Below are 24,798 nucleotides of genomic sequence, written 5' to 3'. Positions count from 1 at the left end.
CGCACGCCGGTCATCAAGAGGAAACAACAATGCAATACACATTTCCCGAAGGCTTTTGGTGGGGTAGCGCCTCATCGGCCGCACAATCGGAAGGGGCTGCCAACGTGGGCGGCAAGGCACCGACCATCTGGGATCACTGGTTCGAAACGGAGCCACACCGCTTTCACGGTCAAGTCGGCCCAGCCAACACCTCCACCTTCTACGAGCGCTATCGCGAAGATATCGCACTGATGGAACAAATTGGCCACAACAGCTTTCGCACCTCCATCTCCTGGGCCCGGCTGCTGCCCGATGGCCACACCGTCAACCAAGAAGCCGTCGACTTCTATAACAAGGTGATCGACGAGCTGTTGGCCAAGGGGATTAAACCCTTCATCGGCCTGTTCCACTTCGACATGCCGATGTACTGGCAAGAGCAAGGGGGCTGGGAGAGCCGCGAGACCGTGGCGGCTTTTGCCAAGTACGCAGAGCTCTGCTTTAAACTGTTCGGTGATCGCGTCGCCTGCTGGATGACCTTCAATGAACCCGTGGTGGTGGTGGAAGGGGGCTATCTGTATGACTTCCATTACCCGAATCAGATGGACTTCAAGCGGGCAGCCCAGGTGGCCTATCACATGATGCTGGCCCACAGCCTGGCGGTGAAGTGCTATCGCGCACTCTCCCTGCCCGGCCAAATCGGTATCGTCCTGAACCTGACCCCCTCCTATCCGCGCTCTTCCCACCCGGCGGACTTGAAGGCCTCGTTCATTGCGGACCTGTTCTTCAACCGCGCCTTCCTCGACCCGGCAGTGAAGGGGGTCTATCCCCAGGAGCTGATCGACATCCTGCGCGAACACGATCAGATGCCCGTGGTGCAAAGCGGCGACGGCGAGCTGCTGGCCGCCGGCAAGATCGATCTGCTCGGCATCAACTACTACCAGCCGCGACGGGTGAAGGCGCGCATGACGGCCATCAACCCGGGCACCCCTTTCCTGCCTGACTGGTTCTTCGAAAATTATGAAATGCCGGGCCGCAAAATGAACCCCTATCGCGGCTGGGAAATATATGAACGCGGCATCTATGACATATTGATCAACCTGCGCGACAACTATGGAAATATCCCCAGCTATATTTCAGAAAATGGCATGGGCGTCGAAGGGGAACACAGATTCATTGGTGAAGACGGCCAGGTAAAAGATGATTATCGAATCGACTTCATTCGTGGTCATCTCCAGTGGATTCATACCGCCATTGCCGAAGGAAGTAACTGCCGCGGCTATCACTTGTGGACCTTTATTGACAACTGGTCTTGGATGAATGCCTACAAGAACCGTTATGGATTCATCAGCCTTGATTTGGATAGCCAGAAGCGCACCGTCAAGAAGAGTGGTGAATGGTTCGCCGACGTTTCTCGTAATAATGGATTTTAAGGAGTCATAAATGTTGGATCTTGAAGAAGCCGTCATGGGCATCATCGTCAATGCTGGCCAATCTCGTAGTCTCTGTTTTGAAGCCCTACGTCATGCCCGCGCCGGCCAATTCAGCGAAGCGGATGCCTTGCTGCTCCAGGCCACCGAAGCAGGCAAGGCCGCCCATGCCGTACAAACCAAACTGATTGAAGCCGATGAGGGCGAAGGCAAAACCAAGATGACGCTGGTCATGGTACATGCTCAGGATCATTTGATGACCTCCATTCTGTGCCGAGAACTGGCCACCGAACTGGTCGAGATCTATCGCCGCCAAGCTAACTGATATTTAACCCATCGGATCGGGAGTCCGTGTTTTTGCCACCGTTATATACGGTGGCTTTTTTATTCTGGTTATACCAGTTAGTTGTCATGTATTTCATACCCTTTGCTGGCAGTTTCAAAAATATGAAACTGTCATGACGCGATACCAGTATAAGTTTCCAAATTTTTTATGGCTATTCTGATGCGGCTTGTTGTTATCAATGAAAGCACTCACCAATAAACACATAGGAATGTGGATAATATGCGTAAACTTGGACTGATGTCAGTATTGCTGCTGGCAGGGGGATTATATTCCACTCAGGCGTCTGCATGGTGGTGGAGCAATCAGGATTGGCAGGTCTCTGATGGCTGGCGCAATGGCGGGTCGGAATTCGACTGCACCTGGCGTGCCGCCAATGTCTGGATGGAGTCCGGCATGGCGATCCTTCACGCAAAATCCGACCAAGGAAATAAGAGCTGCGCTGAGCTGCGAACCTACAACTACACCCGCAAGGGTCGTTATGAGGTGCAGATGCAGGCAGGATCGGTGCCCGGCACCATCAGCTCCTTCTTTACCTACACCGGAGAGGCAGGCACCAGCTCTCACTATGAAGTCGATATCGAGCTGATGGGGGGCACCAACCTGCTCCATACCAACGTCTGGATCCAGGGGCGTCAGTATCCCCAAGACATCGATCTGGGCCAGTACGGCATGTCCATCTGGAACATGGAGCGTTACGCCTTCAACATCGACGAGGCGGGTGTCACCTGGCAGGTCTTCAGCCGCACCCAGAACAAATGGGTGAGCGTGCGCCGCGAGAGCCGCCCCGTCACCAGTTGGATGCAGCTCTTTGTGAACAACTGGATCAGCGCCAATCCGAGCTTCCCGCCCAGTACTTACAATGGCCAGCCTGTCTATGCCAAATACAAGTACGCCAATGTGACGCCCTGGGAGTGATTTTTTCTAGCACGTTTGGGTGAGAGGGGGCGTGGTCAACTCAATCCAGACGCTTGGTTAGGCCGATCTTCGGCATGTGTTGGCGGCATCCCATCGTTGTGTTGATGTGGACGCCGCCCGTCATCCATCCGATAAGCCCTGATATCCGGCTTCGCTTCCCGCAAGCTGATCTCCCCCGTGACCGGCAGCCCAAGGATGACTAGACCACGACAGAGGGGCGGTTTGTATTTGAAAAAAGCCCAACGATGTAGACTTACGCCCCTGTCCGCTCGGCCGATCACTGCGGCCATCGCCCCGCTCACCCACAGCACTGCATCGAAGAAATATCCCACCAAAGACCACAGCCATACTGCTCGGCAGTGCTTAGCGATATAGCTAAGCCAGAGCCCAAACGCTCAAGTTGCGATGCTAAATCAAGATGTAGGGGGATCCGGCCCCACCCCATAGACAATGAGGTGCTAGCCCATCAGGGCACTGGCCTACGCTGCGGGATATAGCGAGATCTGAGCCCACGGGACGCGATTGGCCGTTTAAACAGCAAGATGTGTTTCAGGGCCACTGAGCCTTGAGCGATACAGGCCAAGAGAGCATGAACATCGAGCCTCCACGTTGAGTGGATTGGCAAACCGCACTGCCGCCGTGGGCCTCGGTAATGGCCTTGACCACGGCCAGCCCGAGCCCGCTGCCGCCGCTTTTGCGCGAACGCGACGGATCCCCCCGGCGAAACGCCTCGAAGATAGAGGCGGCAACTTCCTCGCTGATGCCAGGCCCTTCGTCTTCCACGCTCAGGACGCACTGAGGGCCAGAGCGATGCAGGCGCACGGTCAGCATACCCGGCAGCGCGTGCTTCTGGGCATTTTCCAGCAGCGCCATCAGGGCCTGACGGATGCGAAGAGCATCGCAACCAACAAGCAGTTCGGCATCAAGCTCCCGCTTGAGGGTGAAGCCGCTCGCAGCCAGCGGGGTGGCAAACGCCTCGAGCACCACGGCAAGCTCGTCGGCCAGCCTGACTTCCGAGCGTTGCAGCTCCAGATGACCGCTGTCGTTGAGGCTCAGCACCCGCAGGTCTTCGATCAGGTGGGTCAATCCCTCGACCTGACGCAGTAGCCCTTCAAAGAGCGCACGCTCTGGTGGAAAGATCCCTTCGGCCAGCCCCTGCAAGCGGCCACGCAAGATGGTCACCGGGGTGCGCAACTCGTGGGCGATGGCGGCATTCCAGAACTCCCGCTCGCGGGTCATGCTTTGCAGCCGTTCGGCCATGGTGTTGAAGTCACGCACCAGTTGCGCCGTCTCCCCGATGGCCTGTTCATCCAGCGGCACGCGGGCGTCGAGTTTGCTCTCGGCCACCTCGCGCAGGCTGTTTGCCACCGAGTTAAGGGGGGTCAGAATACGCCGAGAGAGGCGCACCGCCACGTACAGCGCCATCCCCAGTGCAATGAGAATGGTCGAGCCAATCCAGATCATCTCGACCCTGGAGGGGAGCCAGCTCTCAGAGATGCTGCCAGGCACATAGGTCACGGCAATGGCGTAGAACACATAGGTGCCGATCACCGCGAGGGAGATGATGCCAAGCGCCATCAGCCCCAGGGAGCGGATGATTTGCCTGCGAAGGCCGGGGGCCGATGTCATGCGTCGCCCCCGAAGCGATAGCCAACGCCCCAGACACTGGCGGGCACCCCATGGATGCCGTGCACTTCGAGCTTCTTGCGCAGCTTGCTGATGTGGCTGTCCACCGTACGCTCCTGGGTATCCCCCTCGGGCAGGCAGTGGGTCAGCAGTTCGGCGCGGCTGAACACCCGTTTCGGCGCCCGCATCAAGGAGGCGAGCAACTTGAACTCGGTCAGGGTCAGATCCAGCACCTGTTGCCCGTCATCACGGCACAGGCTGGCCTCGTGGCTCTCCAGATCGATCTGGAAGGGGCCGACCCGCAGCACCTGGGCCGTGGCCTGCTTTGCCACCAGGCTGCGTCTGAGCACCGCCTGCACCCGGGCCACCACTTCCGCCGGGTTGAAGGGTTTGACTACATAGTCATCCGCCCCCATACGCAGCCCCATCAGCTTGTCGAGATCTTGATCGAGGGCAGTCAGCATGATCACCGGCGTGTCGCCACGGGCCCGGATCTCGCTGAGCACCTGCCAGCCATCGAGCTGCGGCATCTGCACATCCAGCAGCAGCAGATCGGGCTTGAATGCCTGGTGCATGGCCAAGGTTTCACGGCCATCGGCGGCATGCAGAGTGCGCAATCCGTGACGTTGCAGGTAAGCGGCGAGGATGTCGGCAATCTCGGCTTCATCCTCTGCGATCAGTACCAGTGACTGGGCCGCCGGACTGGCGGAAGCAGGAAGATACGACATGGTCGGACTCGAAAATGGTGGGTTTGAACTTTATCACCGCCTCCATGGATTCTCCACAAAGCCTCAAATCATTCGCAATAGCCCCTCTCCATAATGCCCGCTCGATGTGCTCTCGCGGCGACCCCATGCCGGGGAGACGGTTTAACGAGGTGAATGGATGATGTTTATCAGACGGCGATATGTGGGCGCCCTGCTCGCAGTCATGACCGTAGTCGGGTTGGCAGGTTGCGATGGGGCGCCACACGCGCAAGACGCGCAGGCACTCCCTCAGGTATCGGTGATGACGCTGGCAGGAGAAGATCTGGTCATCAGCGAGGATCTGCCCGCCCGGGTGGCGGCGGTGCGCAGCGCCGACATTCGCGCCCAGATAAGCGGCATAGTCCAGCGCCGCCTGTTCGAGCAGGGCGCCGAAATCAGCGCAGGCACCGTGCTGTTTCAGATAAACCCGGCCCCCTTCAAGGCCGATGTCGACAGTGCCGCCGCCGCATTGCAGCGGGCCGAGGCCGTGCTGGCCCGCGCCCGCATCCAGATTGAGCGCCTGACGCCACTGCTGCGCACCGAGGCCATCAGCCGCCAGACCTATGACGACGCCGTCTCCCAGCGGGATCAGGCGGCCGCCGATGTGGCCCAGGCCAAGGCAACCCTGGCCCGGCACCAACTGAACCTGCAATTTGCCAGCGTGCAGGCTCCCATCACCGGGCGCATCGATCAGGCGCTAGTAAGCGAAGGGGCCCTGGTGTCGCCGACCGATACCACCCCCATGGCCAGGATCCAGCAGATCGATCAGGTCTACGTCGATGTGCGTCAACCGGCCTCGGTGCTGGACTCCCTGCGCCAGCAGGCAGGCTCGACGGCGCCTGAACTGACGGTGGACATCCTTAGCAGCGACGGCACGCCGCTCGGCATGCAGGGGCACATCCTCTTCTCCGGCATCGAGGTGGATGCCGGAACCGGCGACGTGCTGCTGCGGGTGCTGGTGGACAATCCCGAGCGGCGCCTGTTGCCCGGCCTCTACGTGCAGGCGCGTATTCCCCGTGCCCGCTATGCCAACGCCCTGAGCGTGCCCCAGCAGGCAGTGGTGCGCACATCGGGCCAAGCCAGCGTGTGGGTGGTGAATGACCAGGGACAGGCACAGCAGGTGCCGGTCACAACCGGTGAGCTGGTGGCGCGCCAGTACCGCATCGCATCCGGGCTCAGCGCCGGACAGCAGGTGGTGATCGAAGGGATAGAGCGCCTGACCCCAGGGGCGCAGGTCATCGCCCACCCCTGGCAACCCCTTGTTGCCGGCCAGCAAGCCAGCCCCCACATCCGCTGAATCGGAGCGTTTTCATGCCGCAGTTTTTTATCCATCGCCCGGTGTTTGCCTGGGTGATCGCCCTTTTCATCGTGCTGGCGGGGGTCATCGCCATCCCCAAGTTGCCCATCTCCCGCTACCCCTCGGTGGCGCCGGTGTCGGTGACCCTCTATGCCACCTATCCGGGCGCCACGCCGCAGACCCTGAACGATGCGGTGGTGAGCCTGATTGAGCGCGAGCTGTCTGGGGTGAAAAACCTGCTCTACTTCGAGTCGTCGGTGGACGCTTCGGGCAGCGCGCAGATCACCGCCACCTTCAAGCCGGGCACCGACCCGGAGCTGGCCCAGATGGACGTACAAAACCGCATCAAGGGGGTCGAGCCTCGCTTGCCACAAGCGGTGCGGCAAAACGGCCTGCAAGTGGAGTCCGCCTCGTCCGGCTTTCTGATGATGGTCGGCATGACCTCGCCGGATGGGCGCTTCGATGAGATAGCGCTGAACGACTACATGGCGCGCAATATCGTGCAGGAGCTGCGCCGCATCGAGGGCGTGGGACGAGTGCAACTGTTCGGCGCCGAGCAGGCCATGCGCATCTGGGTAGATCCGGGCAAGCTCGCCGCCTTTGGTCTGACCATCGGCGAGGTGGCGCAGGCCATCGAGCAGCAGAACATCCAGATTGCACCGGGGCGCATCGGCGACGAACCCGCCCTGCCGGGACAGCGCCTGACGGTCCCCCTCACGGTAGAGGGGCAACTGACGACCCCAGAGGCGTTCGCCGCCATCGTGCTACGGGCCGGCGCCGATGGCGCCAAGCTGGTGCTGGGTGATGTGGCCCGAGTCGAGCTGGGGGCACAATCCTACGCGTTTTCCAACCGCGAGAATGGCGTGGCCGCCACCAGCGCCGCCATCCAGCTCTCCCCCGGTGCCAACGCCGTGCGCACCGCCGATGCGGTGCGCTCGCGCCTTGCCCAGCTTGCCCCCACTCTGCCGGCGGGCATGGCCTACTCGATCCCGTTCGACTCGGCCCCCTTCGTCAAGGTCTCCATCGACAAGGTGATCCACACCCTGCTGGAAGCCATGGTGCTGGTGTTTCTGGTGATGTTCCTCTTCTTGCAAAACCTGCGCAGCACCCTGATCCCGGCCATCGTCGCCCCCATCGCCCTGCTTGGCACCTTCGCGGTGATGCTGCTGGCCGGCTTTTCCATCAACGCCCTGACCATGTTTGGCATGGTGCTGGCCATCGGCATCATCGTCGACGACGCCATCGTGGTGGTGGAGAACGTCGAGCGCCTGATGGCCACTCAGGGACTCTCGCCCAAGGAGGCGACATCGCGGGCCATGAAGGAGATCACCGGGGCGGTGATCGGTATTACGCTGGTGCTCACGGCGGTGTTCATCCCCATGGCGTTCGGCAGCGGCTCGGTCGGGGTCATCTACCAGCAGTTCACCCTGTCGATGGCGGTGTCGATCCTCATTTCGGCCTTCCTCGCCCTGACCCTGACGCCGGCGCTCTGCGCCACCTTGCTGCGCCCGGTCAGCCCGAGTCATCATGAAAAGCGCGGCTTCTTCGGTGCCTTCAACCGGGGTGTCGAGCGGTTCACGGCGGGCTACGGCGTTCGGGTCACCCGCCTGGTCGGGCGCAGCGGACGCATGATGGCGGCCTTTGCCGCCCTCTGCGCCGTGCTGGTCATCGCCGCCGCCAACCTGCCCTCCTCTTTCCTGCCGGACGAGGATCAGGGTTACTTCATGACCTCCATCCAGCTACCGACCGGCGCCACCAGAGAGCGCACCCTGGCCGTCATCAAAGAGTTCGAGGCCCATGTAGCCTCTCGCGAGGCGCTCGGCACCAATCTGGTGGTACAGGGCTTCAGCTTCTCCGGCGCCGGCCCCAATGCCGCCATGGCCTTCACCATGCTCAAAGAGTGGGATCAGCGCCAGGGTGCCACGGCGGCCGAAGAGGCGAAGCTGGCACAGGCGGCCATGGCCAACAGCAAGGAAGGCACTGTAATGAGCCTGCTGCCCCCCGCCATCGACGAGCTGGGCACCTCGTCGGGTTTCACGCTCTTTTTGCAAGACAGGGCCAACCAGGGAGAAGCCGCGCTGCTGGCCGCCCAAGCGCAACTGCTGGCGCTGGCCGCCCAAAGCGAGGTCGTGAGCGATGTCTATCCCGACAGCCTGCCCCCCGGCGAGAGCATTCACCTCGAGATCAACCGGCAGAAGGCCGAGGCCATGGGGCTCTCGTTCACCAGCGTGAGCAGCACCCTGTCGGCGGCCATGGGGTCGCTCTACGTCAACGACTTCCCCAACGGCGGGCACATGCAGCAGGTCATACTGCAAGCCGACGCCAAGGCGCGCATGCAGCTCGATGATGTGCTCGGCCTGCGGGTGCGCAATGCCAGCGGCGGCATGGTGCCCCTGCGGGAGGTGGTGACACCGGAATGGCGCCAGTCGCCGCAGCAGATGATGCGCTTCGAGGGCTTCCCCGCCGTGCGTCTCTCCGGGAGTGCCGCCCCCGGCGTTTCCAGCGGCGCGGCGATGGCACAGATGGAGCGACTGGCGGCGCAATTGCCGCCGGGCTTTGCCCTCGCCTGGACGGGGCAATCCTTGCAAGAGCGCCAGTCGGCCGAGCAGGCCCCCCTGTTGATGCTGCTCTCGGCGTTGGTGGTGTTCCTGGTGCTGGCCGCGCTCTACGAGAGCTGGTCCATTCCGCTCTCGGTGATGCTGGTGGTGCCGCTGGGCCTGCTCGGCGCCGTGGCGGCGGTGATGCTGCGCGGCATGCCCAACGATGTCTTCTTCAAGGTGGGCATGATCACCACCATCGGTCTATCGGCCAAAAACGCCATCCTCATCGTGGAGTTTGCGCGCCAGTTGCACGGTGAAGGGCGCACGCTGATTGATGCGGCGGTGACCGCCGCCCGCCTGCGTCTTCGCCCCATCCTGATGACGTCGCTCGCCTTCACCCTCGGTGTGGTGCCCTTGATGCTCGCCAGCGGCGCCAGTGCGGAGACCCAGCATGCCATCGGCACCGGCGTGTTTGGCGGCATGATCAGCGCCACCCTGCTGGCCATCTTCTTCGTGCCAGTCTTTTTTGTCTTCATCATTGGGGGACAAGAGCGCCTGCTGCTCTGGCAGGCCCGCCGCGCACAGCGGCGGGGGAATCCATGAGGCCCCTGTAGCCACGCCTCTTATTGTCGGGTGAAGGGGCGAATGCACTGCCCGCTCTCACCCATATGCTCTCTGACGTTCGGCGGCGCAGGCTGGTGTTGCTGGCCGCCTATGCGCCAACGCCAGTCATGCCGATCGGTGCGCTCCCACCTCTGCGGCCTGCGCACCGTCGCCAGCTTATGGCTGGCATTGTCAGCGGGGGCCTTGCACTATCATTCGGCGATACAAGAAAGCGCCCTAACGATACCTATCTCAGTGGCATACCAGCAAAAGCACAAAATGAAAAAGCCCAACCTGATCAACAGGTTGGGCTTGGTATGTGGCGGAGAGACAGGGATTCGAACCCTGGGTGGTATTGCTACCACAATTGATTTCGAGTCAATCCCGTTCGGCCACTCCGGCATCTCTCCGTGGCGCTATGTTTTACCCAAGCTGCTCCCAAAAAGCAAACAACTTTTCCTGTAGGATCAAGCAAGTGGCTGCTTTTTCATCACCGCAATCCCGCAGGCTGCCCGGCCCAAGGATCAAGCGCGCCAGCGCATCAGCATCACCCACGCGCAGGACGCCCCTCCTACACAGAGGCGCCTCATCCTCCCACCCCTTTCCACCCCAAGAGCGATACCGCCAGCCAGACAGAAATGAGAATTTAAATCATTTAAACGATTGAGATGAGAATGGCTTTCATCTAGGATCTGCCCTCCCATTCCGCGCAGATAACAACAAATGAGAACAAAATCAATATTTTGCATTGCAGTCGTTGGCACAACTCCGTTGCTTGGCATGGCCAATGAATCCCCTTCGGTAGCCACCACGGCATCCCCCGTGGCCGATGAGACCCTCACCGTGCTCGGCCGGGCCCGCACCCACTACCGGGTCGACGAGAGCAACCTGGCCACCGGCACCGATACCGAGCTGGCCCGCACCCCCCAGTCGGTACAGATCCTCAACCAGACCCTGATCGAGGATCAGGCGGCCCGCCAGGTGACCGATCTCTACCGCTCCATCAGCGGGGTGAGTCAGTACTCCTACTCCGGAGTCACCTTTCGTGGCTTTCGCCAGGAGGAGATCCGCTACGACGGGCTGCGCGGCGATCCCTTTGCCGGTTTTGCCATCCCCCAACTGGCCAACATAGCGCAGGTGCAGGTGCTCAAAGGGCCATCCAGTGCCCTGTTTGGCAGCGGCGAGCCGGGCGGCCTCATCAACTACGTGACCAAGCAGCCTTCGGCCAAGGCCAGACGCAGCCTCAAGGTGACCGGTGGTAATCAGGACTTTCTCAGCACCCAGCTCGACATGACCGGCCCCCTCGATGAAGCCGGTGAGCACAGCTATCGCCTCGGTTTCTATCAGGATCACGAGAACCCGTCACGCTGGAACAGCGACACCCGCAACCGCATCATCGATCTCGGCTACGGCTGGCAGATGAGCGACGCCACCCGCCTCACCGCCCAGTACACCCACATCGACCAGACGCTCGGCGGGGCGCGGCTGCGCGGGGTACCGACCGATGACGATGGCAACTTCCTGGCCGATATCGACTGGAATGCCAACGAAGCGAGCGATCACCAACGTCTCTCGGCCGATGTCTACCAACTACGCCTCGGCCATGATTTCAGCGATACCCTGAGTGGTGAGCTGGCCGGGCGTTATTATCGCAACGAGGAGCGTCAGGCCTATCACGAGCCCTCGGCGCTCAAAGACAGCAACGGCGACGGGATCAACGACTGGGTCGACAGGGAGTTTCGCAACCAGAGCTACCAGCACGACGGCCTGACCCTGGCCGGTCACCTCACCGCCCGGCTTGGTGCCCACACCCTGCTGACCGGGGCCGACTACTACCGCTACCACCAAGACTACCTCTACTACCGGGCTCGCAAGAAAGACGGGGTGGGCGGGCTGAGCCTGACCGACCCTCAATACGGCAGCAGCAGTGCCAGCTATAAGCAGTCCCTCGCCAAGTCCAGCGACACCACCTCGGAGCGCTACGGCCTGTTCGTGCAGGATCAGTGGGAACTCACCTCGCGCTGGGATGTGCTGGGGGGCGTGCGCCTCGACGGCTACCGGGATCGCATCGATGACAGGGTGAGCCTGCGCCGCGACAGCGACAGTGGCAGCGCCCCGAGCTATCGCCTTGGCACCACCTACGAGTTGAGCCAGCAGCTACGCCCCTACGCCCTCTGGTCGACCGGCTATGTGCCGCAGGATGCCGGCAGCCAGGCCAGCAGCAAGGGGGGCCCTTTCGATCCGCAAAAGAGCAACCTGTGGGAAGGGGGGGTGCGCAGCTACTGGTTTGATGATGCCATCAACCTCAACCTGGCCACCTACCGCATCGTCAAACAAAACGTGCTGCAAACTGACCCCAACGACACCGACCGCATGGTGGCCTATGGCAAGGTGCTGAGCAAAGGGGTCGAGGTAGATCTGATGGGGGACATCGCCGAGCACTGGGTGATGAACCTCTCCTATGCCTACAACGACACCCGCATCAAGCAAGCCTATGAGGGGATGAGTGGCGCGGTCGGCCAGCGCTTTGCCAATGCCCCCCACCAGCAGTTCGGGGCATGGACCCGCTATGATCTGCCGCTCATCAACTCCGCCGTCTCGCTTGGCATGGATTACGTGAGCGACCAGCTCAACCAAAGCGGCCAGAAGGTCAAACCCTACAGCGTCTTCGACGCCGCCTGGCAGACCCAATGGCAGGCATGGGAGGTGCAGCTCAACGTGAAGAATCTGTTTGACAAGGAGTACGCGGTGAGCGGCTTTATCGACCGCACCGGCCACTTCCCGGGCGAGGGGCGCCGGGTCTATCTGGGGGTCACCCGTCAGTTCTGAGTCAGGGGGCAGCGCCCCCAACTCACATTCCGGGCGGGGAAAGTGCGCCCTTTCTTCCCCTTCAGTGCGCACTTTCCCACCGAACGAGGGCCGACTTTGATATGGTCACGCGGTTTCACGCCCTCTCTGGGATAGAATAAAGGCATCACCATTCCGATGATGTTCTATGTTGCGACCCCTGCTGCCACTGCTCCTGCTGTTCACGACCCTATCGGCCTGCGCCCTGACCCTCGATAACCGCGCCTATGTCATGCCCGAACTGCATGGAGAGACGCCCTCTGCCCGTCAGTGGATCGAGCGAGGTGGTCGCCTGCGAGTCGGCCTGCTTGAGAGCGCCTATCGCCCCTTTACCATAGTGACGCCGGATCGCCGCCTTGAAGGGATCACCGCCGACTACCTCGGCCTGCTTGGAGGGGCGCTGAACCGCACGCTGGAACTGCACCGCTATGCCAATCAGGAGGCGGCACTTGCGGCGCTGCGCCGGGGAGATATCGACATCTATCACCTCGGCAACCGGCTGCTGCGCGGCGAAGCTCGTCAGGGATTACGCCTGAGCGCCCGCTACTTCAGCAACAACGCCAGCTTCTTCGCCAGCCATCCACTGACCACACTCCCGCTCGCCAAGCCCCAGAAAGTGGCCGCCGTACAGGGACGGGTCGACGTTGAGAGCTTCTCCCACTACTACCCGAACTGGACGCTGCACCTCTACCCCGACAACCAGCAGGCCCTCGACGCCCTCTATTTCGGCCAAAGCGATCTGCTGCTGTGCGATCTTCACTCGACCTACTACCTTGGCAGTGCCCGCTTCGACAAGCTGCAACCACTGGGTGATGCCTATCCCGGCCTCACCAACCGTGGCTTTCGTTTCGTCACCCGAGCCAGTGATGAAGAGCTAACCAGCCTGCTCGATCAAACGCTGGAGCTGCTCGACGAGCAGACCCGCCACCTCATCTTCAGCAACTGGAGCGGCCCCCGACCTCACGGCCATAGCGATGAGGTGCAGATCTACAGCGCCGATGAGCAAGCGTGGATAGCCCAAGCGCCGCCGATAAAGGTCTGGTTGATGGAGGATCTCTACCCCTACGGGCTGCGCGATCAGGATGGTGAGCGCATCGGCATGACGGTCGATCTGCTCGAGAACATCAGCCGGCGCAGCGGTTTGCGCTTCGAGTTCGTGCGCTACGACTCCGAGGTCAAGCTGGTGCGTGCCATGGACAGTGGCAAGGTGGATCTGATCGGTGCCATCTCCCGCGAGGTGGCACAAGAGTTCAATCTGCTCCCCTCCCTCCCCTACTCGTCGAGCGACATCTATGTGATCGTCGGCAAACCGGAGCGTCCGGCACAGCGGTTAAGTTTACTGGTCGGCGAGCGGGTAGCTCTGAGCCGCTACAACCCGCTGCGCCACCGGCTGACCGGCAGCGAGCTGCACTATGCCGACACACCGCAGCAAGCCATGGCCTGGGTGGCATCTGGCGAGGTGGATCACGCCATCGTGCCCCTCTATTTCGCCCGCCACGGATTGGGGGAAGGGAGCAAATCGCAACTGCAAATCCAGGCCAGGGCCAGTGACGAGCCCCTCAACATGGGCATGGCGGCGGCACCAAGCCGTCTGCGCCTGTTGCAGATCATCAACAAGACCCTGCGCGCCATGCCACCCAACGAGCTGGCGCTGCTCAACCACAACTGGCAGCGCCAGAAGATCCCCCAACCGAGTTTGCTAGAGCGCCATCAGCACGCGCTGACTCTGCTGCTGCTCGTGCTCGCGGCCGCCATCTTGTTGCTGCTCTATCGCAACCGCCTGCTGCGCCGGCTGGCCCAGAGCCAGCAGCACCAGCAAAACCAGCTCAAGGAGCATCTGCGCTTTATCGAGGCACTGATCGAGTCACTCCCCCACCCCATCATGGTGCGGGACAAGGCCGGCCATGTGCTGCGCTGCAATCAGCGCTATCTCGATTTCATGGGCAAGGAGCGCTCGCAGATCACCGGCCGCGAGTTTGCCGCTACCCTCGGCAATACCCTCGACGAACAAGCCGTCAACGAGCTAGAAGCCGACTTTGCCACCGTGTTGCAATGCCGCCGTGGCATCTTCCGCGATCGGCTGTTCCGGGGCCCCAACGGCAGAGAGCAACAGGTCTATCACTGGACCGTGCCCTATTTTGATCACGACAAACACTTAAGTGGGGTTATCAACGGTTGGATTGATATCAGCGAACGTAAGCGCCTTGAGACCGAACTCATCGCCGCCAAGCAGCAGGCCGATGCGGCCAACCAGGCCAAGAGCCACTTCCTCGCCACCATGAGCCACGAGATCCGCACCCCCATGAATGCCCTGCTCGGGGTGCTGGAACTGGCCATGCACGATGGGGGAAAGGCCGATCGCGATTATTTGAACTTGGCCTCTGACGCAGCCCACAGCCTGCAAGCCCTGCTCGGGGATATCCTCGACATCTCGACCATAGAGGCAGGACAGATAGCGCTGCACCCGACCCGCTGTGATCCGGTGGCCCAGATTAGCTCTCTGATCACCTTGTTCCAGACCGAGGCCAGCCGTAAGGGCATCAGCCTCTCTTTAAACACCACCGCCCCTGAGCCGCCGCTCTGGGTCATGGCTGACGGGCAACGGCTGCGCCAGATTGTCACCAACCTGCTCAGCAACGCCATCAAGTTCACCAAGGCGGGGGGCGTCGAGGTGACGCTGACCCTGAGCCCCGGCGACCCGACCCACCTCGCCCTCTGTGTCAGCGACAGTGGCAGCGGCATCGCCCCCGAGCATCTGGCGCACCTTTCCACCCCCTTCTACCGGGGCGGCGCCGCGCGCCATGTACCGGGAACCGGGCTTGGTCTTAACATCGCCCGCCAACTGTGCGAGCTGATGGGTGGGGAGTTGCAGCTAGAGAGCACGCCCGGCGTGGGCACCCGTGCCAGTCTCACCCTGCCGCTGCCGATGGCCGATAGCCCGGCGCTGCCGCCACGCCCCCAGCAGGCGGGCGCCGTGCACGGGCTGCGGCTGCTGGTGGTGGACGATCACACCCCAAACCTCATCTTGCTGCGCCAGCAGCTCAAGCATCTGGGGCACGAGGCCATTCTCTGCACCAGCGCCGCCGAGGCGCTAGAGAAACTGGCACGCGAGCCCGTACAGCTGATCGTCACCGACTGCCAGATGCCGGAGATGGACGGCTTTGCCCTCACCCGCGAGCTGCGAAGCCGCGGCGTCACCACGCCCATCTGGGGTTATACCGCCCACGCCATGGCCGAGGAGCGCGAGCGCTGCCTGGAAGCAGGCATGGACGAGTGCCTGTTCAAGCCCATCTCGCTCGCCCGCCTGAAGGCCCAGCTCGAACGCCAGTTCGGCTGATTACTCGTAGGCCCGCAGCCAGCGCCGCAGCAAGTCGGCCAGCTGGCGCTGCTCGGCCTCGCTCAGGGGGGCGAGCAGGCGCCACTCGTTGTGCACATGGGCCGCCACCGCCTTGTCGATCACCGCGCGCCCCTCGTCGGTGAGCGCCACCAGCAGGCTGCGTCGATCGCAAGGAGAGGGCTGGCGGGCGATCCACCCCTGGCGCTCGAGCTTGTCGAGGCGCGCCGTCATGGCGCCCGAGGTGAGCATGGTGCTCTGATAAAGCGCCGTGGGCGTCAGCGGTTCGCCGGCGCGGCGCAAGGTGGCGAGCACGTCGAACTCGCCGCTGGCCAGCCCCTGCTCCTTGATCCCCTCGTCAATATCGCGCCCGGCCAGGGCCGCCATGCGCGCCACCCGGCCAAAGATGGCCATGGGCCAGCAGTCGAGATCCGGCCGCTCGCGGGCCCACTGGGCCAGCAGGGCATCGACATGATCCCGCTCATCGGATTGTTCGTGGTTCATGATGAATTTGTCTTTATGAAAAGATACTTGATGATAAAGCAACTCCCCTCTAGATTAGCTTTACATCAAGATACTTAAAGGAAAGAAACCTGTGGCCTATCTCATCGCCCTCATCGCACCGCTCACCTGGGGCAGCACCTATGCCCTGGTGAGCCTGAGCCTAGACGGGCTCTCACCGTACTGGGTCGCCTGCTGGCGCGCTCTACCGGCAGGGCTGCTACTGCTACTGCTGCGCCCGCGCCTGCCCGAACTCGGCTGGGGCAGGCTCTTGCTGCTGGCCTTTTGCAACATCGCCGCCTTCTTCGCCCTGCTGTTTCTCGGCGCCTATCGCCTGCCGGGAGCGGTGGCGGGCACCCTTGGCGCCACCTTGCCGCTGATCTTGCTGCTGCTCGCCTGGCTGCTCGATGGCAGCCGCCCATCCCTGCGCTGGGTGCTGCTGGCACTGCTCGGGCTCGCCGGCGTCTTGCTGCTGCTCAACCCCTCGGCCCGATTGGACCCGATCGGCGTGGCCTGCGCCCTCGCCGCCGCCCTGCTGATCGGCATCTCAGCGCGCTGGATGCAGCGCTGGCCGCTCGGTGACTTGCTCACCCTCACCGGCTGGCAGTTGCTGCTGGGAGGGCTGATGCTCATCCCCATCGCTTGGACCCTGGCCGGCCCCATGCCGCTACCGAGCGCCCACGCCCTGCCGGGCCTCAGCTATCTGGTGCTGGTCAACACGGCGCTCGCCTACTGGGCTTGGCTGTGGGGGCTGCGCCGCCTCGGCGCCCAGGTGATGAGCATGCTGGCCCTGACCAACCCCGTGGTGGCGGTGAGCCTCGGCGTGCTGCTGGTCGGCGAAACCCTCGGCCCCCTGCAATGGGGCGGCATCGCGCTGATCCTGCTCTCGCTGCTGCTGATGAAGCTGCCGCTTAAACGGCGCGCCGCCTAACTTCCTTATCCCTCCAAGCGAGCGCACCGCTCCATTGTGATAAATCACCCCTCACTTTTTGAACTGCCTCTGTACAGGTCTAGTTATCACATGACTCCTCCCTAAAACAAAAATCCCCCGTTTTTTTAAAAGACGGGGGATTTTTTATTTCTATCAGCTAGCCAGCGCTAGGAACAAAGGCTTAGTCCATCAGGAAAGCCCGCAGCCGGGCAAACTCTGCCGGCAGGGTGTGGGAGAGCAGCGGCAGCTCGGCGTGTTTGGCCAGCGGCCCCGGCAGCGGTACGTCGAGGCCGAGGATCTCGTCCACGCTCTCTTTGAACTTGGCCGGGTGGGCGGTGCACAGGAACACCCCCACTTCGTCAGCGGCCAGCTCGCTTTGCAGCGCATCCCAGGCGATCGCCCCGTGCGGCTCGCACAGATACCCCTCGGCGTAGAGGCGCTTGAGGGCATCAACCGTCTGCTCGTCGCTGCGCATGGCCGAGCCCAGGGTCTCCAGCGCCCAGCCCATGCGGCGGCACAGCTCTTCCACCCGCGGCCAGTTGTTGGGGCGGCTCACGTCCATGGCATTCGACAGGGTCGCCACCGTCTGGTGCGGCTCCCACACCCCGGTCTTGAGGTAACGGGGCACGGTGTCGTTGGCGTTGGTGGCGGCGATAAAGCGCTTCACCGGCAGCCCCAGCGCCTTGGCAATCAGGCCGGCGGTGAGGTTGCCGAAGTTGCCGGACGGCACGCTCACCACGGCGTTGGCGCGCTCGGCCTTGGGCAACTGGGCGATGGCCTCGAAGTAGTAGCAGACCTGGGCCAGCAGGCGGCTGATGTTGATGGAGTTGGCCGAGTTGAGGCCGATGGTGGTTTTCAGCTCTTCGTCGTCAAAGGCCTGCTTGACCAGGGCCTGACAGGCGTCGAAGTCCCCTTCGATGGCGATGGTGCGGATGTTGCCGCCGAGGGTGCAGAAGAGTTTTTCCTGCAAGGGGCTGATCTTGCCCTTGGGATAGAGGATCACAACCTCGATGCCTTCCAGCCCATAGAAGGCGTGGGCCACGGCGGCGCCGGTGTCGCCCGAGGTGGCGGTGAGGATGGTGATCTTGTCGTTGGTTCTGAAGGCAGCCAGACATTGGGCCATGAAGCGGCCACCGAAGTCCTTGAACGCCAGAGTCGGGCCGTGGAACAGCTCGAGGGCGTGGATGCGCTCACTCACCTTGGCCAGCGGTGCCGGGAAGGTGAAGGCGGCCTCAATCATGGTGCGCAGGGTGGCTTCGCTCACCTCGTCCCCCAGCAGGTGGCCGAGCAGGCGGATGGAGCGCTCGCGCAGCGGCAGCTCGAGCAGGGCGTCGACATCCGGCAGCGGGTCGATCGTCTCGGGGAAGAACAGCCCCTGCTCGCGCCCCAGCCCTTGGCGCACCGCCTGGGCAAAACTCACCTGTTCACTCTTGTCCTTGATATTGTAAAGATTCATAGCTCGCTTCCTGTGATCCGGGCCCCTTGCAGGTCGAGTTTGCAGACCCGGGCAAAACCATCTTCATTCTTGACGAAATTCGCTTCCAGCCACGCCTTGAGACGTTCGGCCTGGGTGGCATCTTTGAGCACCGAAAATACGGTGGGGCCGGAGCCGGAGATGCCGGTCGCCAGCGCCCCGTTCTGGGCGGCGTGCTCGCGCACCTCGTGAAACCCCTCGATGAGGGCGGCGCGATACGGCTCGGCAATCACGTCCTTGAGCACGCTGGCGGCCAAGGGCTCCTGGCCGGTGTAGCTGGCGTGCACAAAGGCGGCCAACCGGCGGCCATAAGTGAGGCACTCCTGGCGGCGATACTGGGCCGGCAAGATGGCGCGCGCCGCTGCGGTCGACACCACGGTGCCGGGGTAGCAGACCACCCAGTACCACTGCTCGAAGGTCGGGATCCCCTGACTGATGATGCCCGCCTCTTCCACGATAAGTTGCAGTCCACCGAGATAGCAGGGGGCCACGTTGTCGTAGTGCACTCCACCTGAGATGCGCCCCTCCATCTCCCCCATCAGCAGCAGCAAGTCGTGCTCATCGAGCGGGGCGCCGTGAAAGGCGTTGAGCCCCTCGAGCGCGGCCACCACGCTACAGGCGCTTGAGCCAAGCCCAGAGCCCACCGGCAGGTTCTTCTCCAGCACCATGCGCAGGGGCTTGAGGGTCAGGCCGCGCTTTTCCAGCGCCTCACCATAAGCCACCCAGCAGTCATAGAGAATGTTCTTTTTCGGATCATCCGGCAGTTTGTGGGCATAACGGCCCACGGCGGCGAGGGCAAACGGCTGCTCAGCGGCCTCCACCAGCACCCGATCGCCGAGCAGCGAGCCGTCGATGGGGGCGAGCGCCGCCCCCAACACGTCAAAACCGACGCTCAAATTGGCACTGGATGCCGGGGCATAGGCCACCACGCTGCCACCCTGGCACATGTCAGCACTCATGCTCATACCTCCTGTTGCCAGTTTTGGGTGCGCAGGATGTCGGCAAACACCCCGGCGGCGGTCACCTCGGTGCCAGCGCCATAGCCGCGCAGCACCAGGGGGATCGGCTGGTAGTAGCTGGAGAAGAAGGCGAGCGCGTTCTCCCCATCCTTGACCTTGAATAGCGGCTCATCCGGCCCAACCGCCTTGATGGCGACCTTGCACTTGCCGCCCTCGATGGAGCCCACGTAGCGCAGCACCTTGCCCTCTTTTTGCGCCAGCGCGAACTGATCGCGGAACCAGGCGTCGGCCTCGGGCAGGCGGGCCATGAAGGCCTCGACGTCACCGCTGGCGTCAAAGCCGGGCGGCAGGGCCTGCTCGACCTCCACATCAGAAAGCTCCAGCGGCATGCCGGCCTCACGGGCCAGGATCAGCAGCTTGCGCGCCACGTCCATGCCGCTTAAGTCATCGCGCGGGTCCGGCTCGGTGAAGCCGTTGCCGCGGGCCACCTTGGTCGCCTCGCTAAAGGCCATCCCCTCGTCGAGCTTGCCGAAGATAAACGAGAGCGAGCCCGACAGGATGCCGTCGAAGGCGCGCAGGCGATCGCCGGCCTTGATGAGGTTTTGCAGGTTCTCGATGACCGGCAGGCCCGCGCCCACGTTGGTCTCGTAGAGGAACTTGCGGCGGGTCTGCAAGGCGGTGCGGCGCAGGGCGCGGTAGTAGCTCATCGAGCTGGTGTTGGCCTTCTTGTTCGGGGTCACCACGTGGAAACCAGCGGCCAGGAAGTCAGCGTATTGGGCCGCGATATCCTCACTGGAGGTGCAATCGACGATCACCGGGTTGATGATGTGGCTCTCGGCCACCAGCCGCTTGACCGACTCCAGGGTGAAGCTCTCGCGTCCCTCGGCCAGCAGCGCCTTCCAGTTGTCGAGTTTCAGACCGTCGGGGCAGCTCACCATCTGGCGGCTGTTAGCCAGTGCCACCACGCGCAGGCCGATGCCCTGCTCGGCCAGCACCGGCTGCTGACGGCGGATCTGCTCGACCAGCGCCTCGCCGACGCCGCCCACACCGACCATGAACAGATCGATGAACTGCTGGCTGCCGAAGAAGTTCTGGTGGCACGCCTTGATGGCCTCGGCCACCTTGCCGGCACGCACCACCGCCGAGATGGAGCGCTCGCTCGAGCCCTGGGCGATGGCGACGATGTTGATAGAGGCCTGAGCCAAGGAGGTAAAGAAGCGGGCCGCCATCCCCTTGGCCGTGCGCATGCCGTCACCGATCAGCGAGATGATGGCCAGATCGCTCACCACCTCAAGCGGGTCGAGCAGCTGGTTTTTGAACTCCAGCGCGAACTCGCGCTCGATCACCTTGCGAGTCTTCTGCTCGTCATAGCTGTGGATACAGAAGCTGACGCTGTATTCGCTCGATGACTGGGTGATGAGCACAATGCTCACCCCGGCGCGCGAAACGGCGGTGAAGATACGCCCGGCCATCCCCACCATGCCCTTCATGCCGGGGCCGGAGACGTTGAACATGCACATGCCGGCCAGATCCGAGATGGCCTTGACCTTGAGGTCGTCATCGCCGCTCTCAGGGCCGATCAGGGTGCCGGGGCCTTGCGGGTTGAAGGTGTTCTTGATGAGGCAGGGGATCTGGAACTGAGCCACCGGGGCGACGGTTTTCGGGTGCAGCACCTTGGCGCCGAAATAAGAGAGCTCCATCGCCTCTTTGTAGGAGAGGGTTTTGAGCAGATAGGCATCCGGCACCAGGCGCGGATCGCAGCTGTAGCAGCCATCCACGTCGGTCCAGATCTCGCAGCACTCGGCATCGACGCAGGCGGCCAGCACGGCGGCGGAGTAGTCAGAGCCGTTGCGCCCCAGCAGCACGGTTTCGCCCTTCTCGTTGCCACCCGTGAAGCCCGGCATCAGATAGAAGCGCTGGTGATCGAGAGGGGCGGCGGCAAAGCGCTCGCGCGAGGCCTCGATATTGACGTGGGCTTCGAGGAAATTGCCGTCGGTCACCAGCATCTGCTCGGGGCAGATGAAGCCGGTTTCGATGCCGCGCGCCTGCAACAGGGCGGTCATGAAGGCGATGGAGAGGTTCTCGCCACGGCTTAAGATGCGCGCCTGCACGTTATCGGGGCACTGACCGAGCTGGCTGATGCCGCCTGCCAGACGCTCGACAGTGCCGAGCTCCTCGTCCAGACGCGCCTTGAGAGCGACCTCATCAAAGGCGGGGCAGGCCTCTTTCAAACCACTCAGTACCCGCTCGAAGATGGCGCGGATCTCGGCGAGGGTTTGATGGCCATCCATACCACGGCTGGTCTGCTCGACCAGCGCAACCAGATGATTAGTGACCTTGGCCGGGGCCGACAGCACCAGGGCAACCTGGGACTGTCGGTGGGTGTTCATGACGATCTCGGCGGCCCGCAGAAAACGCTCCGGATCCGCCAGACTGGATCCACCAAACTTCATCACACGCATCTGTTTCTCTCCCTGTAAATTGCTTAACAAAAAGGCCCGTACTGGGTGGTACGGGCCTTTTCGTGATTTGTGAACCTGTTTCGTTCGCGTATCAGCCGACCCCAGCGCCACCTGTGGTGGTACCGGTAGTAATGGTGGTAATGGTACGCGGGAACGGGGACATGGACGAAATCTCTAAATTTGAACTGTATTTAGCAATACCTCGCCGTACCTGATACTGTCAACTCAATCTTTCGCCCCAAGCCGACGCAGTAAGTCTTTGTACAGCAAATGCAGCATGTTCAGATCCCGCTGCGGCAGCATAGGCACCCGATCCATCACCCATTGATGCAGTTTTTCATCCTGTGAAACGCCAAGTTCACCGAGCAATTGCGCCGATTTGTCTTTCAGCACCCTGACCTGGGCCTCGCTCACCGCCATTTCTGCTGGTGCGGCCGGGGCATCGAGCAACGGACTCAGCTCCCAGGCGTACAGCATGATCGCCTGACCGAGGTTGAGCGAAGGGTAACTGACCCGCAGCGGCAGGTAGCTGATGAGGTCACAATGGCTCAACTGCTCGTTGGAGAGCCCCGACTCCTCGCAGCCAAACACGATGGCCACCTTTTGCAGGTGCTTAGCGGCAATCTGCTCGCGCGCCTCGGCCGGGGTCAGGTAGTGCTGGTAGCGGCCGCGCTGACGCGCCGTGGTGGCGACGGCCAAGTCCACGTCGGCCAGCGCCGCCTCCAGGGTATCGAACGATTCGGCCGAAGCCAGCAGCTCCTGGGCGCCGTGGGCGACCCAGCCGGCCTGCTCCTGCTGATGGGCCTGGCTTGCCACGATACGCATGGCGTCGAACCCCATGGTCTTGATGGCACGGGCGGCAGCGCCGACATTCTCGGGGCGGGCCGGCGACACCAGCACGAAATAGAGCTTCATGGACGATTCCTCTCGGGCAAACAGGGGGCGAAATCTACCGTTTTCGAGCGGGAAATGCCACTTGAACAGCCGTTTGAAGCTTGCCATAGTGACCCGACATTCACAGGGAAGGTGAACCATGAAAACATCGCTGGAGCAGGCGCTGGCTCAGACCATATTGCAGCGCTTCGAGGCCTTCTACAGCCGGTTTCTCGAGATAACCCGCGGCGCCAAGAGCCGCTTTGAGCACAGCGACTGGCTCGGCGTGCAGATAGCCGGGCGCGAGCGTATCCGCCTCTACGATCACCACGTCGGCGCCACGGCCGCAACCGTGCGCACCATGATGGGCGAGCACCACGTCAACCAGGCGCTGCTCAAACGGGTCAAGAGCGCCTTTAGCGATTTGCTGCCGCGCTGCGAGAATTTCGAGGTGGCTGAGTCTTTTTTCAATTCGGTCTATCGGCGCATCTTCCGCCACCGCAATATCCGCAGCGAAAACCTCTACATTCACCGTTTCCTCTCGCGCGGTGAGCAGCCGGATCTCGCCCCCCTCATCCGCCGTTATTCGGCCGATGCGGCCACCCTGCCCCATGCCCTCGACCGGCTCCTCGCCGACTACGCCTTCACCCTCCCCTATGAGGATGCCCGGCGCGACATCGCCGACATCTGCCGCCACCTGGCCGAGAGCGGCCCGGCCGAGCTGCGCCAAGGCCCCTTCGTCCTGGAGATGCTCAAAGAGGTGTTCTATCGCAACAAGGCGGCCTATTTGGTGGGGCTGATCCGCTGCGGGGATAAGGTGTTCCCCTTCCTGCTGCCGCTGCTCAACAGCGGCGAGGCGATCGTGGTCGACACCGTGATCTTCGAGCACGATCTCGCCTCGATTATCTTCGGCTTCGCCCGCGCCTACTTCATGGTCTATGCCCCGGCCCCGGCGCTCTATGTGGCCTTCTTGCGCCAGATCCTCCCCAACAAGGCCGACTACGAGCTCTACAACGCCATCGGCTGCCAGAAGCACGGCAAGACCGAGCTCTATCGCCACTACCTGCACCATCTGGCCCAGAGCCGCGATCAGTTCGTCATCGCCCCCGGCATCAAGGGGATGGTGATGAGCGTGTTCACCCTCCCCTCCTACGACGTGGTGTTCAAGGTGATCAAAGACGAGTTCACCCCGCCCAAGGAGGTGAGCCACGAGCAGGTGAAAGAGAAGTACCGGCTGGTCAAACAGCACGATCGGGTCGGCCGCATGGCCGACACCCAGGAGTTCACTAACTTCGAGTTCCCCCTCGATCGCATCAGCCAGGAGCTGCTGGACGAACTCAAGCGCGTCGCCCCCTCGGCGCTCACCCTCAGCGCCGACAAGCTGGTCATCAAGCACCTCTACACCGAGCGCAAGATGATCCCGCTCAATCTCTATCTGGAGCAAGCCGACGAGCAGCAGACTCGCCATGCGCTGGAGGAGTACGGCAACGCCATCAAGCAGTTGGCCGCCGCCAACATCTTCCCCGGCGACATGCTGTTTAAAAACTTCGGCGTGACTCGCCACGGCCGGGTGGTCTTCTACGACTACGACGAGATCTGCTACATGACCGAGTGCAACTTCCGCCAGATCCCGCCGCCGCGCTACCCGGAAGATGAGTGGAGCGCCGAGCCCTGGTACTCGGTCGCCCCGAACGACATCTTCCCCGAGGAGTTCGCCACCTTCCTGCTGCAAAAGCCCCTGGTGCGCGAGATCATGCTGTCGCAGCACCACGAGATGTTCGAGGCAAGCTTCTGGCAAGCGCAGCAGGCACGCATCCAGGCTGGCCACATCGAAGATGTCTTCCCCTACCGGCGCAAAAAGCGATTCACGTATCAAAGAGGGAATTAAGACCCTGTTACACTCCCACCGGGAGCAACGCGGCTCCTGCCTGTCTGCCG

16 protein-coding genes, 1 tRNA gene and 1 pseudogene are annotated in these 24,798 nt (G+C 62.4%); 9 read left to right on the top strand and 9 right to left on the bottom strand.

The window, feature by feature from the left end:
* The first annotated feature begins 29 nt into the window (after nucleotides 1–29).
* The 3 genes from FE240_RS04845 (at nucleotide 30) to FE240_RS04835 (ending at nucleotide 2,667) form a co-directional block, all read left to right on the top strand.
* On the top strand, nucleotides 30–1,409 hold the full coding sequence (locus FE240_RS04845) for a glycoside hydrolase family 1 protein (RefSeq protein WP_193003597.1): 1,380 nt from the start codon (nucleotides 30–32) through the stop codon (nucleotides 1,407–1,409).
* Nucleotides 1,410–1,419: 10 nt separating this feature from the next.
* On the top strand, nucleotides 1,420–1,731 hold the full coding sequence (locus FE240_RS04840; protein ID WP_193003596.1) for a PTS lactose/cellobiose transporter subunit IIA: 312 nt from the start codon (nucleotides 1,420–1,422) through the stop codon (nucleotides 1,729–1,731).
* A gap of 240 nt (nucleotides 1,732–1,971) precedes the next feature.
* Nucleotides 1,972–2,667 (top strand): family 16 glycosylhydrolase, encoded by a 696-nt coding sequence (locus FE240_RS04835; RefSeq protein WP_193003595.1) that lies wholly within the window; start codon nucleotides 1,972–1,974, stop codon nucleotides 2,665–2,667.
* A 35-nt stretch (nucleotides 2,668–2,702) separates the two neighbouring features.
* Here FE240_RS04835 and FE240_RS04830 read toward each other — a convergent pair.
* The 3 genes and pseudogenes from FE240_RS04830 to FE240_RS04820 form a co-directional block, all read right to left on the bottom strand.
* Nucleotides 2,703–2,882, bottom strand: a pseudogene (locus tag FE240_RS04830) (IS3 family transposase); the annotation flags it as partial.
* Nucleotides 2,883–3,216: 334 nt separating this feature from the next.
* Complete coding sequence (locus FE240_RS04825) at nucleotides 3,217–4,296, bottom strand: ATP-binding protein (protein ID WP_193003594.1); 1,080 nt, start codon at nucleotides 4,294–4,296, stop codon at nucleotides 3,217–3,219.
* Nucleotides 4,293–5,021, bottom strand: a complete 729-nt coding sequence (locus FE240_RS04820) for a response regulator (protein ID WP_193003593.1) — start codon at nucleotides 5,019–5,021, stop codon at nucleotides 4,293–4,295. Before FE240_RS04820 ends, FE240_RS04825 begins: the two co-directional genes overlap by 4 nt.
* A gap of 157 nt (nucleotides 5,022–5,178) precedes the next feature.
* Here FE240_RS04820 and FE240_RS04815 point away from each other — a divergent pair, with 157 nt between their 5' ends.
* Entirely contained in the window at nucleotides 5,179–6,336 is a 1,158-nt protein-coding gene (locus FE240_RS04815; RefSeq protein WP_193003592.1) for an efflux RND transporter periplasmic adaptor subunit, read from the top strand.
* A 14-nt stretch (nucleotides 6,337–6,350) separates the two neighbouring features.
* Nucleotides 6,351–9,479: a multidrug efflux RND transporter permease subunit gene (locus tag FE240_RS04810; protein ID WP_193003591.1), complete on the top strand. Its 3,129-nt coding sequence runs from the start codon at nucleotides 6,351–6,353 to the stop codon at nucleotides 9,477–9,479.
* A 320-nt stretch (nucleotides 9,480–9,799) separates the two neighbouring features.
* Here FE240_RS04810 and FE240_RS04805 read toward each other — a convergent pair.
* Nucleotides 9,800–9,889: transfer RNA gene (locus tag FE240_RS04805), tRNA-Ser, on the bottom strand.
* Between the two features lie 370 nt (nucleotides 9,890–10,259).
* On the opposite strand from FE240_RS04805, the gene FE240_RS04800 reads away from it, so the two are divergent.
* A complete protein-coding gene (locus FE240_RS04800) occupies nucleotides 10,260–12,308 on the top strand; it encodes a TonB-dependent siderophore receptor (RefSeq protein WP_226798994.1) in 2,049 nt (682 codons plus the stop codon).
* A 166-nt stretch (nucleotides 12,309–12,474) separates the two neighbouring features.
* Nucleotides 12,475–15,663 (top strand): ATP-binding protein, encoded by a 3,189-nt coding sequence (locus tag FE240_RS04795; RefSeq protein ID WP_193003589.1) that lies wholly within the window; start codon nucleotides 12,475–12,477, stop codon nucleotides 15,661–15,663.
* Here FE240_RS04795 and FE240_RS04790 read toward each other — a convergent pair whose 3' ends face one another.
* Complete coding sequence (locus FE240_RS04790; protein WP_193003588.1) at nucleotides 15,664–16,164, bottom strand: MarR family winged helix-turn-helix transcriptional regulator; 501 nt, start codon at nucleotides 16,162–16,164, stop codon at nucleotides 15,664–15,666.
* Between the two features lie 91 nt (nucleotides 16,165–16,255).
* Here FE240_RS04790 and FE240_RS04785 point away from each other — a divergent pair, with 91 nt between their 5' ends.
* Entirely contained in the window at nucleotides 16,256–17,092 is an 837-nt protein-coding gene (locus FE240_RS04785) for a DMT family transporter (RefSeq protein WP_042046538.1), read from the top strand.
* Between the two features lie 181 nt (nucleotides 17,093–17,273).
* Here the strand turns inward: FE240_RS04785 and thrC are convergent, their stop codons facing one another.
* From thrC to FE240_RS04765, 4 genes are all read right to left on the bottom strand, one after another.
* Nucleotides 17,274–18,548: a threonine synthase gene (gene thrC, locus FE240_RS04780; RefSeq protein WP_193003587.1), complete on the bottom strand. Its 1,275-nt coding sequence runs from the start codon at nucleotides 18,546–18,548 to the stop codon at nucleotides 17,274–17,276.
* On the bottom strand, nucleotides 18,545–19,525 hold the full coding sequence (thrB, locus tag FE240_RS04775; protein WP_042048236.1) for a homoserine kinase: 981 nt from the start codon (nucleotides 19,523–19,525) through the stop codon (nucleotides 18,545–18,547). The genes thrC and thrB overlap by 4 nt, the downstream gene beginning before the upstream one ends.
* 2 nt (nucleotides 19,526–19,527) lie before the next feature.
* Entirely contained in the window at nucleotides 19,528–21,987 is a 2,460-nt protein-coding gene (gene thrA, locus FE240_RS04770) for a bifunctional aspartate kinase/homoserine dehydrogenase I (RefSeq protein WP_193003586.1), read from the bottom strand.
* Between the two features lie 225 nt (nucleotides 21,988–22,212).
* The gene (locus FE240_RS04765) at nucleotides 22,213–22,902 is read right to left on the bottom strand and encodes a tRNA/rRNA methyltransferase (RefSeq protein WP_193003585.1); all 690 of its coding nucleotides are present in this window, start codon (nucleotides 22,900–22,902) and stop codon (nucleotides 22,213–22,215) included.
* A 118-nt stretch (nucleotides 22,903–23,020) separates the two neighbouring features.
* Between FE240_RS04765 and aceK the strand changes: the two genes are divergently transcribed.
* The gene (aceK, locus tag FE240_RS04760) at nucleotides 23,021–24,748 is read left to right on the top strand and encodes a bifunctional isocitrate dehydrogenase kinase/phosphatase (RefSeq protein WP_193003584.1); all 1,728 of its coding nucleotides are present in this window, start codon (nucleotides 23,021–23,023) and stop codon (nucleotides 24,746–24,748) included.
* The last annotated feature ends 50 nt before the right edge of the window (nucleotides 24,749–24,798 follow it).

The organism is Aeromonas simiae (genome assembly GCF_014892695.1).
Taxonomy (GTDB): Bacteria; Pseudomonadota; Gammaproteobacteria; order Enterobacterales; family Aeromonadaceae; genus Aeromonas; species Aeromonas simiae.
This window is presented reverse-complemented; position numbering and strand designations above follow the sequence as displayed.